Annotated in this window: 13 protein-coding genes; all 13 read right to left on the bottom strand. The window is 56.6% G+C overall.

Annotation, left to right across the window (positions count from 1 at the left end; all coding sequences use genetic code 11):
- Nucleotides 1-119 precede the first annotated feature (119 nt).
- Nucleotides 120-515 carry a hypothetical protein gene (locus QMG93_RS18035; RefSeq protein WP_281938798.1) on the bottom strand — a complete coding sequence of 132 codons (396 nt, stop codon included), beginning with the start codon at nt 513-515 and terminating at the stop codon, nt 120-122.
- 18 nt (nt 516-533) lie between these two features.
- The gene (locus QMG93_RS18030) at nt 534-692 is read right to left on the bottom strand and encodes a YfhD family protein (RefSeq protein WP_281938796.1); all 159 of its coding nucleotides are present in this window, start codon (nt 690-692) and stop codon (nt 534-536) included.
- Between the two features lie 136 nt (nt 693-828).
- Nucleotides 829-1,944, bottom strand: a complete 1,116-nt coding sequence (gene dnaJ / locus QMG93_RS18025) for a molecular chaperone DnaJ (RefSeq protein ID WP_063184783.1) — start codon at nt 1,942-1,944, stop codon at nt 829-831.
- An 82-nt stretch (nt 1,945-2,026) separates the two neighbouring features.
- Nucleotides 2,027-3,874 (bottom strand): molecular chaperone DnaK, encoded by a 1,848-nt coding sequence (gene dnaK, locus QMG93_RS18020; RefSeq protein ID WP_281938793.1) that lies wholly within the window; start codon nt 3,872-3,874, stop codon nt 2,027-2,029.
- A 69-nt stretch (nt 3,875-3,943) separates the two neighbouring features.
- On the bottom strand, nt 3,944-4,552 hold the full coding sequence (grpE, locus tag QMG93_RS18015) for a nucleotide exchange factor GrpE (RefSeq protein WP_281938791.1): 609 nt from the start codon (nt 4,550-4,552) through the stop codon (nt 3,944-3,946).
- A gap of 99 nt (nt 4,553-4,651) precedes the next feature.
- Nucleotides 4,652-6,190, bottom strand: coding sequence for a TCP-1/cpn60 chaperonin family protein (locus tag QMG93_RS18010; protein ID WP_281938790.1), 1,539 nt, complete (start codon nt 6,188-6,190; stop codon nt 4,652-4,654).
- Nucleotides 6,187-7,218 carry a heat-inducible transcriptional repressor HrcA gene (gene hrcA, locus QMG93_RS18005; protein WP_010495616.1) on the bottom strand — a complete coding sequence of 344 codons (1,032 nt, stop codon included), beginning with the start codon at nt 7,216-7,218 and terminating at the stop codon, nt 6,187-6,189. Before hrcA ends, QMG93_RS18010 begins: the two co-directional genes overlap by 4 nt.
- 369 nt (nt 7,219-7,587) lie before the next feature.
- The gene (locus QMG93_RS18000) at nt 7,588-8,055 is read right to left on the bottom strand and encodes an N-acetyltransferase (RefSeq protein ID WP_054976870.1); all 468 of its coding nucleotides are present in this window, start codon (nt 8,053-8,055) and stop codon (nt 7,588-7,590) included.
- Nucleotides 8,056-8,133: 78 nt separating this feature from the next.
- Nucleotides 8,134-9,312, bottom strand: coding sequence for a radical SAM family heme chaperone HemW (gene hemW / locus QMG93_RS17995; protein WP_281938787.1), 1,179 nt, complete (start codon nt 9,310-9,312; stop codon nt 8,134-8,136).
- Nucleotides 9,313-9,375: 63 nt separating this feature from the next.
- The gene (lepA, locus tag QMG93_RS17990) at nt 9,376-11,190 is read right to left on the bottom strand and encodes a translation elongation factor 4 (RefSeq protein WP_281938785.1); all 1,815 of its coding nucleotides are present in this window, start codon (nt 11,188-11,190) and stop codon (nt 9,376-9,378) included.
- A gap of 120 nt (nt 11,191-11,310) precedes the next feature.
- Nucleotides 11,311-11,700 carry a hypothetical protein gene (locus QMG93_RS17985; RefSeq protein ID WP_281938783.1) on the bottom strand — a complete coding sequence of 130 codons (390 nt, stop codon included), beginning with the start codon at nt 11,698-11,700 and terminating at the stop codon, nt 11,311-11,313.
- A gap of 42 nt (nt 11,701-11,742) precedes the next feature.
- Nucleotides 11,743-12,993 carry a stage II sporulation protein P gene (gene spoIIP, locus QMG93_RS17980; protein ID WP_281938781.1) on the bottom strand — a complete coding sequence of 417 codons (1,251 nt, stop codon included), beginning with the start codon at nt 12,991-12,993 and terminating at the stop codon, nt 11,743-11,745.
- Nucleotides 12,994-13,217: 224 nt separating this feature from the next.
- Complete coding sequence (gene gpr, locus QMG93_RS17975; RefSeq protein WP_253412754.1) at nt 13,218-14,216, bottom strand: GPR endopeptidase; 999 nt, start codon at nt 14,214-14,216, stop codon at nt 13,218-13,220.
- Nucleotides 14,217-14,321 lie beyond the last annotated feature (105 nt).

Here is a 14,321-nt window from a genome sequence, read left to right as displayed (position 1 = left end):
AGTATACAACAATTACGGGCGCGGGTAAAACGGCACGGCCGCATGCGAAAAACGGTTCCCCGCATGTCGGACATGCAAAGAACCGTTATCACTGGCTGCGAATGCCCGCGTGCCGGGCTTCAGATGTTGCCGCCCGCCTCGCGAATGACCCGCATCGCTTGGTCGTAGGTCTCTTCATCAAGAACGACCGTCAGCAGAATATCCCGGCGCGTCATGTCCTCCGGGTCTGGTGCCAACAGCTCTCTGCTGCCGTCGGCCATGCCGCTGGCATCCACATCGACGGCGGTCAATATCCGCGCATCCTGACTCATACCGGACCCGCCGAGCGTTAAATAGGCCAATCCCGGGAAATCGCTGTTGCTTAAAGGATTGAACGTCTCCTCCACGCCATGCCCCGGATACTCCCCGAATTGATCGATTTGAATATCGGCGGCACGCAATGCTTTCAGCTTCGGCACACAGCTCTCTGCTTGCTGCCTGGACTGGAAATAAGCCAAGATGCTTTTTTCAGCCATGAGAATTACCCCGCTTCCCTACGATTGCCCTTGTTGTCTCTCATCGGCATCTGCCGCACGCTCGCGCGCTGCGACGTCCACTTGATCCGCCAATTCGGAAGTAAATTCGACGTCTTCGTTCGTGGCGATGGGAAGCTGCCGATTCGCTTGATTGGCCTGACGTTCATTTTCGCTCATGTCAGTTTCCTCCTTCACGTAGTCTATACGGTTTGGATAACCACCTTTTGTATTATCCGCCAATCAAACGGAAAATATGCAAAAAAGCACCGCAGCGAAAAATCGCCGCCGTGCTTTTGTATGCCTCTTGACCCACTTAATCGCCTAAAAATGCCTTTTTCATCCGCTCGAAAATCGATTGGTTTTGCTCGTGCGTATGCTCGCCGCTGAGCCGCGCGAATTCGCGCAGCAGCTCACGCTGCTCGTCGTTCATGTTGGTCGGCGTCACGACGACCACCTTCACGTGCTGATCGCCTTGACCGTAACCGCGAAGCCGCGGAACGCCTTTGCCTTTCAGACGGAAATACGTATCCGTCTGCGTGCCGGCCGGAATTTTCAGCTTCACCTTCTCCGTCAGCGTCGGAATTTCGATCTCGTCCCCAAGCGCCGCTTGCGCGAACGTCAGAGGCACTTCGCAGTAAATATCGTCGCCTTCCCGCTCGAAAAATTCATGCGATTTGACGCGAATCACGACGTACAGGTCTCCCGGAGGGCCGCCCCGCGTCCCGGCTTCGCCCTCTCCCGTCACGCGAAGCTGCGCGCCGTCATCCACGCCTGCCGGAATGTTCAGGCTGATTGTACGCTGCTTCTTGACTTTCCCCGAGCCATGGCACGTTCCGCACTTGTCTTTGATAATTCTTCCCTGTCCTTGACAAGCGGAGCACACCCGGCGGTTGACGATTCGCCCGAAGGCCGTATTTTGCACGACCTCCTGCTGCCCGGACCCGTGACAGACGCCGCACGTTTCTGGCTTCGTTCCCGGCTTCGCCCCGCTGCCTTGACACGTATCGCACGTTTCCGTGCGAGGAATGTGAATGTCGGTCTTTTTGCCGAATACCGCTTCCTTGAATTCGATGGTCAGCGTATATTGCAGGTCGCCGCCCCGCTGCGGGGCGTTCGGGTTGCGCCGCTGGCCGCCGCCGAAGAACATATCGAAGATATCGCCAAAGCCGCCGAAGTCCGCACCGTTAAAGCCGCCGCCCATGCCCTGATTCGGGTCGACATGGCCGAAGCGGTCGTACTGCGCTTTCTTCTGATCGTCGCTCAGTACGTCGTATGCTTCCTTCGCTTCTTTGAACTTGGACTCGGCATCGTCCGCCTTGTTCACGTCCGGGTGGTATTGGCGGGCGAGCTTGCGGTAAGCTTTCTTGATATCCTCTTGGGAAGCGTCCTTGCCTACTCCAAGCACTTCATAGTAATCGCGTTTACTCATCGTTCCACTCCCACTCCCCGGGCGACAAACGGAAAGTCAAAGCCGAATGCCGGCTTTGACTTCCTGCTAACCGCAAGGGTTATTACTTCTTGTTCTCGTCGACCACTTCGTAATCCGCGTCTACCACGTTGTCTTTGCCTTTAGCTGCACCTTGCGCACCTTCGGCGTCTGCGCCGCCTGCCGCTTGAGCCTGCTGCGCCGCTTGCTCATACAGCTTCGTGGAAAGCTGCTGAACGACTTGCGTCAGCTCCTCGGTCGCTGCTTTGATCTCGTCAAGGTTGTTGCCTTCAAGCGCTTTTTTCACTTTGTCTTTCGCCGCATTCGCTTTGTCGATTTCAGCTTGGTCGACTTTGTCGCCCAGATCTTTAATCGTTTTGTCAACGGAATAGACGAGCTGATCCGCCTGGTTGCGGGCTTCAACAAGATCCTTACGCTTGCGGTCTTCGTCGGCATTCGATTCCGCGTCTTTCATCATGCGGTCGATTTCCTCTTCAGACAAACCGCTGGAAGACGTAATCGTAATTTTTTGGCTTTTGCCGGTGCCTTTATCCAGTGCGCTTACGTTAACGATACCGTTGGCATCGATGTCGAACGTAACTTCGATTTGCGGCACGCCGCGCGGCGCGAGCGGAATTTCGCCCAGGATGAAGCGGCCCAGCGTTTTGTTGTCGGCCGCCATCGCGCGCTCCCCTTGCAGAACGTGGATTTCCACGCTCGGCTGGTTGTCCGCGTAAGTGGAGAACACTTGCGATTTCGTTGTCGGAATCGTCGTGTTGCGGTCGATCATTTTCGTAAATACGCCGCCTGCGGTTTCGATCCCTAAGGACAGCGGAGTGACGTCGAGCAGTACGACGTCTTTAACGTCTCCCGTCAGTACGCCCGCTTGAACGGCAGCACCGAGTGCGACAACTTCGTCCGGGTTAACGCCTTTGTGCGGCTCTTTGCCCGTCAGCCGTTTAACGGCTTCTTGAACGGCCGGAATCCGCGTGGAACCGCCGACCAATACGATTTTGTCGATTTGGTTCGCGCTAAGGCCCGCATCGCTCAGAGCTTGACGGGTCGGCCCCATCGTTCTTTCCACCAGCTCGGCGGAAAGCTCTTCGAATTTGGCGCGGGTCAGGTTCATCTCCAAGTGCTGTGGAACGCCGTCCACAACCGTAATAAACGGCAGGGAGATCGTCGTCGTCAGAACGCCGGACAGCTCTTTTTTCGCTTTTTCGGCTGCGTCTTTCAGACGTTGAACCGCCGCTTTATCTTTGCTCAAATCGATGCCTTGTTCTTTTTTGAACTCGGCCACGAGGTGATCGATGATGACTTGGTCGAAATCGTCGCCGCCCAGACGGTTGTCCCCGCTGGTCGCTTTAACTTCGAAGAAGCCGTCGCCAAGCTCCAGAATGGAGACGTCGAACGTACCGCCGCCAAGGTCGTATACGAGAATCGTTTGGTCTTCGCTTTTCTCCATCCCGTACGCAAGAGCGGCTGCCGTCGGCTCGTTCACGATCCGAAGCACTTCGAGGCCCGCAATTTTACCTGCGTCCTTCGTCGCTTGGCGTTGGCTGTCATTGAAATAGGCTGGAACAGTAATAACGGCTTGCGTGACCGGCTGGCCAAGGTAAGCTTCCGCATCGGCTTTCAGCTTTTGCAGAATGATCGCCGAAATTTCTTGCGGCGTGTACTCTTTGCCGTCGATTACTTCTTTATGGTTCGTCCCCATATGACGCTTGATGGAGATGACCGTACGGTCAGGGTTCGTAATGGCTTGGCGTTTCGCCGTTTCGCCGACGACGCGCTCGCCGTCTTTCTTGAAGCCTACGACGGAAGGCGTCGTACGGTTGCCTTCCGGGTTCGGGATAACGACGGCCTCGCCGCCCTCCATGACGGCTACGCAGGAGTTGGTCGTCCCAAGGTCGATACCGATTACTTTACTCATGAGGGTTAGCCTCCTTAATTTCGCTGTGCATTGTATGGGTATACGCTTATCGCGTTCATAATTTATGCTTTATGAGCTCACTTTGACCATGGCAGGTCGGATGACTTTGTCTTTCAGCAGGTAGCCCGCTTGCACTTCTTCCACGACGATGCCTTCCTCGTACTCATCGGATTCCACCTGCATGATGGCTTGATGGTACTCGGGATTGAAAGGTTGACCGACCGCTTCCATCTTTTGCAAGCCTTCGCTCGTCAGCACTTGCTCCAGCTGCCGGAAAATCATATCGATCCCTTTCGTCAATGCTTCGTAATCGCTGCTGCCCTTGCTGGCGGCAAGCGCCCGGTCGAAGTTGTCGACCACTGGAAGCAGCTGCTCGATCAGCTTGAACGAAGCGTATTTGGCAAATTCTTCTTTTTCCTTTTGCGTACGGCGTCTGAAGTTGTCAAAATCGGCTTGCGCCCTCAAAAAACGCTGTTGATTTTCCTCAGCTTGTTTTTTGAGTTCTTCCACTTCCGGATAGACTGCCTCCTGAGCCTCCGATTGGCCGGTTGCCTGTTCCGTGTCGGCAGCGCCTTCGGCCGATGCTCCGGCGTCATATGTAGCTCCGGCTTCTTGCTCGTTGGTTTCGACGTCCGTCTCCGGGCGTCCGTTTGCTTGCTCTTTTTGTTCCGCGTTCAATTGTGTCACCTCCTTAACCGAATCGGCCGTCCGGCCACTCTATCTCTACTTATTGTAACCATCCCTTGCGGCCGGGAAACGCCCGGCGTTGCTTGAGCCCTACTCTTCCGTGCGTGGGCGCATCTTAATGACCGTGTGGATGCGAAGCACCGCGCACGCTACCTCGCCGGCAGCCTGCAGCGCATGCAGCTTCACCTCCGCCGGGTCGACGACGCCGGCGGCCATCATATCCGCGACGCTTCCGGTATCGCAGTCGATGCCGAGCGCGTCGTTGCCGGAAGCGATCTGCGCCGCCTTCACCTCTTCGACCTTCTCTAGAGGGTTGTAGCCCGCGTTTACGACGATTTGCGCCAGCGGCTTGCGCAGCGCCTGCGCGACGGCGGCGATGCCGAAACCTTCCATGCCCTGTACCGTCTCGCGGTGCCGGTCAAGCTCATGGGCGACGGCCATCTCGGCCGTCCCGCCGCCGGGCAGGCAGCCGCCGCGCAGCGCGGCCTGCACGCTTGAAGCGGCGTCGCGGGCGATGCGCAGCCGCTCGCCGACCACCTCGCTCGTGCTGGCGCCCACGACGATGGATACTTGCGTGCGGCCTTTGCCTTCGGCCATCCGCACGCTTTCCAGCCGCTCGTCGTAAGCGACGTGCCCGGCGAACCCGAGATAGCCCGCCAGCTCCGAAGCGGGCTTGCGCAGTCCGCCGCGGCGGATCGGCCGCGCGCCGGTGTATTCGGCGATGCGGCGAAGCTCCGCGCGCGGCAGGCGCTGCAGTACCATGATCCCATGGTCGGTGCAGAACTGCTCCGCCTCGGGATCGACGGCCCTCTCCGAGGCCACGAAGCCGACGCGTAACTCGACGAGCTTCTCCAAGAGCGCGCGGAACTGCTCCCGCAGCTGCGTCTGCTTGTGGAAGCCCGCATCGGTCATGAGCGCTTCCTCATCGACCGTCTCCGGCTCGAACGCATCCTGGAACAGCAGCACCTGCGCCGTATCCGGCGGAAAATCAAGCTGCGCATTGGCCGGCTTTTTGTTAATCAACAGACCCGGCCATACTTCATTCGCCGCTTTTCCGTGCGACATCACGACGTCGGAGAAGCGGAAATGTTGCTCCTGCAGCTTCGCTGGGCCGAGACGCTTCGCCCCTTCGACGATCAGCTTGGCGAGGTCGGCGTGCTCCCGCCCCGCAATGTACGCGATCCGGTACAGCAGCGGATCGCTCATTCCTTCCAACGGGCGCGCCCGGCGGGCCAGCGACTCCAACGCCGCGGCCACACCGTCCTGCACCCCGCGGACGACCTTCGCCACCGGTACGCCCCGCGTGACCTGCGCTACGCCTTCGGCGACCAATGCGCCCGCCAGCACGGTGGCCGTCGTCGTACCGTCCCCAACCTGATGCTGCTGGGAACGGGCGACTTGAATGAGCAATCTTGCGGCGGGATGGGTGACGTCCATCTTTTCCAGAATGGTCACGCCGTCATTCGTAATGACGACTTCCCCTTGCGTCCCGACCAGCATCGTATCGAGCCCTTTTGGTCCGAGGGTTCCTTCCACCGCCGAGCAAATGGCGCGGATCGCATTCGCGTTGTTCCGCAGCGTTGCAAACGCCTCTTCGCCTTCTTGGCCTGTCGGCTTGATTTGGCTCATTTGTACCAACGCCCCATCAACTGATTCAAATCTTTCGTCAAATGATCGAGCAGCTTGATGACTTTACCGTAATCCATCCGTGTCGGTCCGAGGATGCCGATCGTCCCGAGCAGCTGCCCGTCCATCGAATACGAAGCAGTGATCAAACTGCAATCGTTCACGGCTTCCAGCTTGTTCTCGCTGCCGATCCGCACCTGTATCCCGTCCGTTTCGCCGGTTCCGTCAAACAGCTGCACCAGCTTCGGTCCTTCGGCGAGCAGGTCCAGAATGCTTTTCACTTTATCGACATCCTTGAACTCGGGCTGCGTCAGCATGTTCGTCGTGCCGCCAAGGAATATCCGTTCTTCCTCTCCGCGGTCCATCACATGATCCAGCATGAGCAGCAGCTCTTCGTAACCGGAGACGTAGCTGCTCAGCTCCGAGGCGATCTCCGTGTACAGCTTCGACTTGAAATGAAGCAGCGGCACGTTCTTGAGCCGGGCATTGAGCACGTTGACGAACTTCTCGATCTCCGACATCGGAACGCCTTCGGGAATCGTGACGGTCTTGTTCTCCACCTGTCCGGTGTTGGTCACGATGATCGCGACAGCCGTCCGCTCGTTAAGCGGAACGATCTGCAAATGCTTCATCGTCGTGCCCAGCATCTCCGGTCCCATGACGATGGACGTATAATTCGTCAGTTGAGACAAAATTTGCGCCACATGCTGGATGGTACGTTCCATCTCCTGCATTTTTTCGGCAAAAAACTGCTTGAGCATGTCGACATCCTGAACAGGAAGCTGGTTATAATGCATCAGATGATCGACATAATATCGGTAGCCCTTGTGGGAAGGAATCCGGCCGGCCGACGTGTGCGGCTGCTCCAGAAAGCCCATTTCCTCCAGGTCGGACATTTCGTTACGGATGGTGGCGGGGCTGAATCCCACATTGCCGCGTTTGGATATGCTGCGGGAGCCGACCGGCTCTGCAGAACGGATGTAATCATCGACTATGGCGCTTAAAATATGACGTTGACGTTCGGTTAGCACACCAAGTCCCCCCTTGCTTTTTTTCGGCTGAATGGAGGATTGACTCCGTGAAAGAACTGCAGCCTCCGGCCGCTGTTGAACTCGGGTTCTAATTGAACTTACCTGTCGGTAAGAACCCGAGTTCAAAGGCGGCACGTAGACCGAGCGTTTTCCTTTAGGAAAACGACTTCGGAAGCATAAGCCCCGGCTGCAGTTCTTTCCTCCGTCAAAAACATATCAGCCGAAAAACAAATATATTAAAAGAAATAAACCAAGGCATACCTAGCTCGCCTTGTTTTTCAAACATCTAAACTGCGCTTTCGTTAGCACTCCGTGCTAGTGAGTGCTAAGCTAATACAAAAATAACAGACCCATAGGGTCTGTGTCAAGTCAGTCGAGCCGTTTCAGGACGGCGATTTCGTCGCAGCAATGCTGCTTTTTGCAGTGGATGCAGTCGCGCCATACCTTCTCGGGGAAGATCTCCTTCTCGACAACGGTAAAACCGTTTCTTTCGAAGAATGCTACCTCGTAGGTCAGGGCCATCACTTTCGGGATGCCCTGCTGCTTCGCTTCGTGCAGCAGCGAGCCAACGAGCGCCTTGCCGATGCCTTGACCTTTGTATCCGTCCGAAACGCCGAGCGACCGGATCTCGACCAGATCCTGCCCGAGCCTTGTGAGCGAACCGCAGCCTACAAGCTGGCCGTCGATCTCCGCTACGACGAACGTATCGAGCTGCACAGACAGCGTCTCCTTGGTACGCGGGAGCATAATTCCTTTTTCAGCATAGCCTTGAATAATGTCGTATAATGTGTCAATGTCCTGCGCGGTCGCTTGTCTGCAGGTCAACGTCGTCGTCATAGCGGTTCCCACCCATCGCCTAGTAGTATCTCATGTAGAAAATGATATGAATAAATATACAACAAGACGTATAAAGGATCAACCTATTTTTGACGTATTTTTTACGGCTCCCAAAAATTCGCCGAACACTTCGTTTCCAAGCAGTACGCCCCGCTCCGATAGCTTGTATCCCCCGCCGCTCGCCTCCAGCAGTCCGAGGCTGCAATGCCGCTGGAGCACATGCCCGAACACGTCTTCCAGCTCCATGCCGAACTGCTCGTTAAAATCCGCCTTACGCACGCCGCCGAGCATCCGCAGCCCAACCATCATGAAATCTTCCATCGCTTCATGAACTTCCACCGCGCTCTTCTCCAGCAACGGCAGCCCGCTGCGCGTCGCGTCAATATAAGGCTGGACGCCTTTAATATTCACGTGCCGCTGACCATGAACGTAGCCGTGAGCTCCGGCGCCAAGGCCGTAATAGCTCTGATTGCGCCAGTACATCGCGTTATGCCTACTTTCGTACCCGGGTCTGGCGAAGTTGCTGATTTCATACTGCCCGTAGCCGGCCGAACGCAACCGCTCCATAATCAGCAGAAACATGCCGATTTCCTCATCCTCTTCGGGCAGCGGCAGCTGTCCGCGCTCATAGAGCGTGTGGAATAGCGTATTCTCTTCCACCTTCAAGCTGTAAATGGAGTAGTGCGGCAGGTCCAGCGCGAGCGCTTCCTTCAACGTCGCTTCCATTACCGCCTTGGTCTGCTTCGGCAGGCCGAACATCAGGTCGATGGAAAGGTTCGTAAATCCGGCCTTCCGCGCGTTCTCCAAGCTCCGGTACACGTCGTCGGTATTGTGGATGCGCCCGATACCTTCAAGCAGCCCGTTGTCGAACGACTGCACCCCGAAGCTGATCCGGTTGACGCCCCCTTCTTTCATCGCTTGCAGCTTCTCCAGATCGGTTGTGCCCGGATTCGCTTCCATCGTAAATTCCAACTGTGGCGACCAGACCGGGAAATAAGCGCGGACGCGGCGCAAAAACACTTCCATCTGCTCCGGCGTCAATACCGTCGGCGTGCCACCCCCGACGAAGATCGTCTCGATCTCCCCCGGCGGGACTGCCTGGACCGTCCGTTCCATCTCGCGCTCAAGCCCATCCAGGTAATCCATGACGGGCTGGCCTTTTAACACGTAGGAGTTGAAATCGCAATAGTGACATTTGTTCGTGCAAAAAGGGATATGAATATACACCGCTTGGGGTGTCTGGGTTCGCTGCAGCATTTAGGTTCCCCCTAATGGCAAAAGCAGGCGTCCGGAACTCCGAAGCACCTGCCTGCTTTTTTCTTAGTTATCGTCGATCTTCAATACGGCCATAAACGCTTCCTGCGGCACTTCCACGCTGCCGACCTGCTTCATGCGCTTTTTGCCTTCCTTCTGCTTCTCCAGCAGCTTCCGCTTCCGCGAAATGTCGCCGCCGTAACATTTGGCGAGGACGTTCTTGCGCATCGCCTTCACCGTTTCGCGCGCAATGACCTTCTGGCCGATCGCCGCCTGCACCGGCACCTCGAACATTTGACGCGGAATGAGCTCCTTCAGCTTCTCGCAAATGATGCGGCCGCGGTGAAACGCCCGGTCGCGGTGCACGATGAACGAAAGCGCGTCCACTTGCTCCCCGTTCAGCAGAATGTCCATTTTAACCAAGTTGGAGCTCTTGTAGCCCGACAGTTCGTAATCGAACGAAGCGTAGCCCTTGGTGCTCGATTTCAATTGGTCAAAGAAATCGTAAACGATCTCCGACAGCGGAATATCGTAAGTGAGTGTCACACGGGTTGTGTCGAGATATTCCATATTGATATATTCGCCACGCTTGGATTGGCAAAGCTCCATGATGGCGCCGACATAATCGTTCGGTACGATGACGGACGCCTTGACGTAAGGCTCCTCGACAAAGTCGATTTTGCCCGGCTCCGGGAACAGCGACGGGTTCTCGATATTCAGCACGGTGCCGTTCGTCTGCGTCACGCGGAACACCACGCTCGGTGCGGTCGTAATGAGCGGAATGTTAAATTCGCGCTCGATCCGCTCCTGGATGATCTCCATGTGGAGAAGCCCCAAAAATCCGCAGCGGAAGCCGAACCCGAGCGCAGTGGACGTCTCCGGCTCGAAGCTGAGCGACGCGTCGTTCAGCTGCAGCTTCTCCAGCGCTTCGCGTAGATCGTTGTAATCGCTCGTTTCGATCGGATACAGTCCGCAGAATACCATCGGGTTGATCTTGCGGTAACCCGGCAGCGGCTCAGGCGTCGGATTTTTGGCGTCCGTAACCGTATCCCCGACCCGGGTGTCGCCGACGTTCTTGATCCCGGCGACGATGAAGCCGACATCGCCGACCTCCAGCGAAGGAACCGAGCCCATGCGTGGCTTGAATGCGCCGACCTCAATGACCTCGAACGTTTTGTCCGTCGCCATGAATTTGATTTTCGAGCCCGCTTTGATCGAGCCGTCGATGACGCGGACGTACACAATAACGCCCTTATACGGATCGTAGTGTGAGTCGAAAATCAGCGCCTTGAGCGGGTTGTCCGGATTCCCCGTCGGTGCGGGAACCTTCTGTACGACCTGTTCGAGAATCTCCTTGATTCCGATGCCGGCTTTGGCGGAAGCCAACACCGCATCGCTGGCGTCAAGTCCAATCACATCCTCGACTTCCTGCTTCACCCGTTCCGGCTCGGCGCTGGGAAGGTCGATTTTGTTGATGACCGGCAAAATTTCCAGATTGTTGTCCAACGCCAAGTAAACGTTGGCAAGCGTCTGCGCTTCAATCCCCTGCGCCGCGTCCACGACGAGCAGCGCGCCTTCACAGGCGGCAAGACTGCGGGAAACCTCGTACGTAAAGTCGACGTGTCCCGGGGTATCGATCAAATTCAATATATATTCTTCACCGTCGTCGGCCCGGTAGCTAAGGCGAACCGCCTGCAGCTTAATCGTGATGCCCCGCTCGCGCTCCAGATCCATCTGGTCAAGCACCTGCTCCTGCATTTCACGCGACGAAAGTGCGCCGGTATATTCGAGGATGCGGTCTGCAAGCGTCGATTTCCCGTGGTCGATATGGGCGATGATACAAAAATTTCTTATTTTCTTTTGTCTGGCTTGGATATCCATCGGCAGCTTTACCCTCACTAACCTGCAAATTTACAATACTTCTAATTATAGCAGTTGTGACGGCGGGCAGCAATGGACACCCCTAAACTTCCATCTCCGTCCCGTTCCCGAAGACGGCACTTATGGACTGATCGCTTCAAATATGGAAACGACGAGACGGATGCCGTGATACGCCGCAATCTGCAGCAGCTCTCCCGTCTTGTTCCCGACACGGTTGATGCTCGTGTTCGCAGCCGGATCTTCCGGCATCGCCGGCTTCGCTTTGGCCTCCGCAGGTCGCTGCGCATGCGGCTTGGGCTCCGGCCCCGCTGCATGCGCTCCGGCGCCCGGCTTCCCTGCTGGCGCAGCGGTATACGCATGCTGCTTCGCCTCTCCGGCTCCGGCCTGCGGTTTAGTCAGCGGGCCATGAATCCGCTCGGTTCCCTGCGTGGCAAGCGCGACTCCGAAAAAGATGCAGAAGGCCATCGCCAATCCTACGGCGCCGACTTTGACGAACGCATTTCCTCTCACCGCGCGCTCCTCTCTTTCTTGCCGGGGGTTCGGTACGGGCCGTTACTGTTTCCCGTCTTTCCCGTCTGTAACCGGCGCATCGACCTTCTCCGCATTCAGGATCACTTCGGAAACCGCTTTGGCCAGCGCATCCACGGTGCGGTAGCATTCCTCCAGGCTGTTGTCCACGCCGCCGACTTCGATCAGCACGCTGTTCGGGGAGAAGGTCTGATTGTAGACGCCGTTGCCCTCGCCGTTTTTGGCATGAATGCCTTTGGAGAGACCGGGATACTTCGCTTCGAGCACGCGGTCGATCTGTTCGGCGAACTCGTAGTTTTGCTTCCAATTGGGATTTTTGCCGCCGATGATAAAGTAGATTTGCGCATAGTTTTTTCCGTTGATCGTCGCCGTCGTCTTGTCGCGGCGCTGCGAGTCGCGGTGAATGTCAAAATAAAATTTTAGGTCCGGGTGACCGGATACGGCCTCTTCCAGCGTTTTGAACGAATATTTGTAGGAATAATAGTAGTTGAAGCTTTTTTCGATGGCCGGATAGTTTTTATCGGAATGCACGGCGCCGATCCCTTCCTTTTCCAGCATTTGGGCGAGCCGCAGCCCGACCAGCGTTACGTTCCGTTTTGGGTCGTACGCCTTGTCCGGATCTCTGACGCCGGGCAGCTCCGGCAAATACGATTCCTGATTGTGCGATTGATAGATGAAAGCGACGTTTTTGCCGGCCATTCTCGGTCCTTCGGCCGCAGGCAGCGGGATAGCCGGACCCTGCACTTTTCCGTCGTCGACCGATTTCGCTCTGGGATTGGCCGTGATCGAGCCCGCTTCTCCCAGATCTCCGCGCTGGAACACGTCGGATTTGGGGCCGTAGTCCTCGGGAGAATCGATGACGAAGCCGTCGGCGCCGCTCAGCAGCACGGAGCGCTCCTGCGACAGCCCGGGCACCTCGCGAGAAACAAACGTTTTCGGATCTTTCGGGTTCAGATCGGTAAACAGCGAGAACAGGAAGCCTGACACGTTCGATTGCGAAAATGTAAACGACTTGCGGTCCTGCTGCAGGCCCGGCACCTCCATCCCCATCATATCCATGAAGAAACGGCTGGAGACGGATGCCGCCAGTCCCTTCATCGACGTGGAAGGGGAAGGGTTAGAGACGGTCGAATGCACATACCCCAGCAATCCGATGGCTATAAAAAACAACAGACATCCTGTCATCAGGATGGTAAACGTCCTAGTGTACATGCCGATGGCTTGTCCCATTTTCCGGTACCTGCTTAAATTGACGGTTACGGCCGGCCACTTCATGTTCCATTCCTCCTTGTTCGGCTTCTGGTGCATCTTCGGCTGAGCAGGCACCCCCGGCACTTTTTGCCGCCGGGAAGTATGTCCGCTTCTCTATTACCAACTCTATGAAGCCGCGCTAGAAGATAGAACCTGAAAATCATAGAGCATGAGCAAATTTACCGGCGCAATCAAAAACGCCCGGGGCGGAGGATCGTCATCCTGCCGTTCCCGGACGTTCGTTCGGCTTAATGCGTATATGCGGACACGTTGCTCGTATCGACCGCCTCATGCAGCGCGGCATTCAACCCGCTGGCAATAATATTGGCGATGTCTTCGATGAACTGATCGATCTCCTTCGGGGTGACGAGCAGATCGTGGCCGAGCGGATTCAGCACTTCCTTCACCAGCTGCAGCCGCTCCTGCTCCTGCATATTGTCGAGAAGACCGAGAATATGTCCGGTGTTCGTCGTCTGCTTGCGGAAATGGTTATGCATCATATCGAACGCATTGTTCACGATCGTCGACGCATAGACGACGGTCGGCACGCCGATGGCGATAACGGGCACCCCAAGCGTATCCAGCGTCAAGCCTCTGCGCTTGTTGCCGATGCCCGACCCGGGATGAATGCCCGTGTCCGCGATCTGAATCGTCGTGTTGACGCGTTCGAGTGAACGGGATGCCAGCGCATCAATGGCGATGACCAGATCGGGCTTCGCCTGCTCCACGATTCCCTGCACGATCTGGCTCGTTTCGATCCCGGTCGTCCCAAGCACGCCAGGCGCCACGGAACTCACCGGACGATAGCCCGGGCTGACCTGATCCGGCATCAGCTCGAAATAATGGCGGGTCACCATAACATTCTCCACGACCATCGGTCCCAGCGCATCGGGGGTCACGTTCCAGTTGCCGAGTCCGATGATCAACACGCTCGCCTTCGGCCCAATATTCAGCTTATGCAAAAATTTCTCGAACTCCTGCGCGAATATTGTGGCTACCCGGTCCTGCAGGTCGCTGTCTTTTTGACGCAGGGCCGGCACGTCCAAGGTTATATAATGACCCGGGAGCTTCCCCACCGCCTGGGAGCCCTCCTGGGAAGTAATATCGATCACGCTGACCCGGACGCCTTCCTCCTCGTACTGCGTCCGCTCAATGCCCGGTATCGTCATGCCGCCGGCCGATGCCAAATCGTGCGCCTCAAGGGCCAGATCCGTCCGCACGGAGTAAGCGCTCAAATCCAATCCCATGCTCTCGTCTCCTTTCATTCTGGCTCGCCAAGTTATTGTGTGAAAAAGCCAATTCCGTTATGCAAAAGTTTTACAGGCTCGGTCCGGCGTTTCTATTGCATTTTC

This window comes from Paenibacillus tyrphae (genome assembly GCF_027925525.1).
GTDB classification, from domain to species: Bacteria; Bacillota; Bacilli; order Paenibacillales; family NBRC-103111; genus Paenibacillus_G; species Paenibacillus_G tyrfis_B.
This window is presented reverse-complemented; position numbering and strand designations above follow the sequence as displayed.

Bases quoted from the DNA above. Each gene is read 5' to 3' on its own strand.
- dnaK (WP_281938793.1), bottom strand. From the start codon at position 3,874: ATGAGTAAAGTAATCGGTATCGACCTTGGGACGACCAACTCCTGCGTA.
- QMG93_RS18030 (WP_281938796.1), bottom strand. From the start codon at position 692: ATGAGCGAAAATGAACGTCAGGCCAATCAAGCGAATCGGCAGCTTCCC.
- spoIIP (WP_281938781.1), bottom strand. From the start codon at position 12,993: ATGAAGTGGCCGGCCGTAACCGTCAATTTAAGCAGGTACCGGAAAATG.
- hemW (WP_281938787.1), bottom strand. From the start codon at position 9,312: ATGCTGCAGCGAACCCAGACACCCCAAGCGGTGTATATTCATATCCCT.
- QMG93_RS18000 (WP_054976870.1), bottom strand. From the start codon at position 8,055: ATGACGACGACGTTGACCTGCAGACAAGCGACCGCGCAGGACATTGAC.
- dnaJ (WP_063184783.1), bottom strand. From the start codon at position 1,944: ATGAGTAAACGCGATTACTATGAAGTGCTTGGAGTAGGCAAGGACGCT.
- QMG93_RS18035 (WP_281938798.1), bottom strand. From the start codon at position 515: ATGGCTGAAAAAAGCATCTTGGCTTATTTCCAGTCCAGGCAGCAAGCA.
- lepA (WP_281938785.1), bottom strand. From the start codon at position 11,190: ATGGATATCCAAGCCAGACAAAAGAAAATAAGAAATTTTTGTATCATC.
- QMG93_RS18010 (WP_281938790.1), bottom strand. From the start codon at position 6,190: ATGAGCCAAATCAAGCCGACAGGCCAAGAAGGCGAAGAGGCGTTTGCA.
- gpr (WP_253412754.1), bottom strand. From the start codon at position 14,216: ATGGGATTGGATTTGAGCGCTTACTCCGTGCGGACGGATCTGGCCCTT.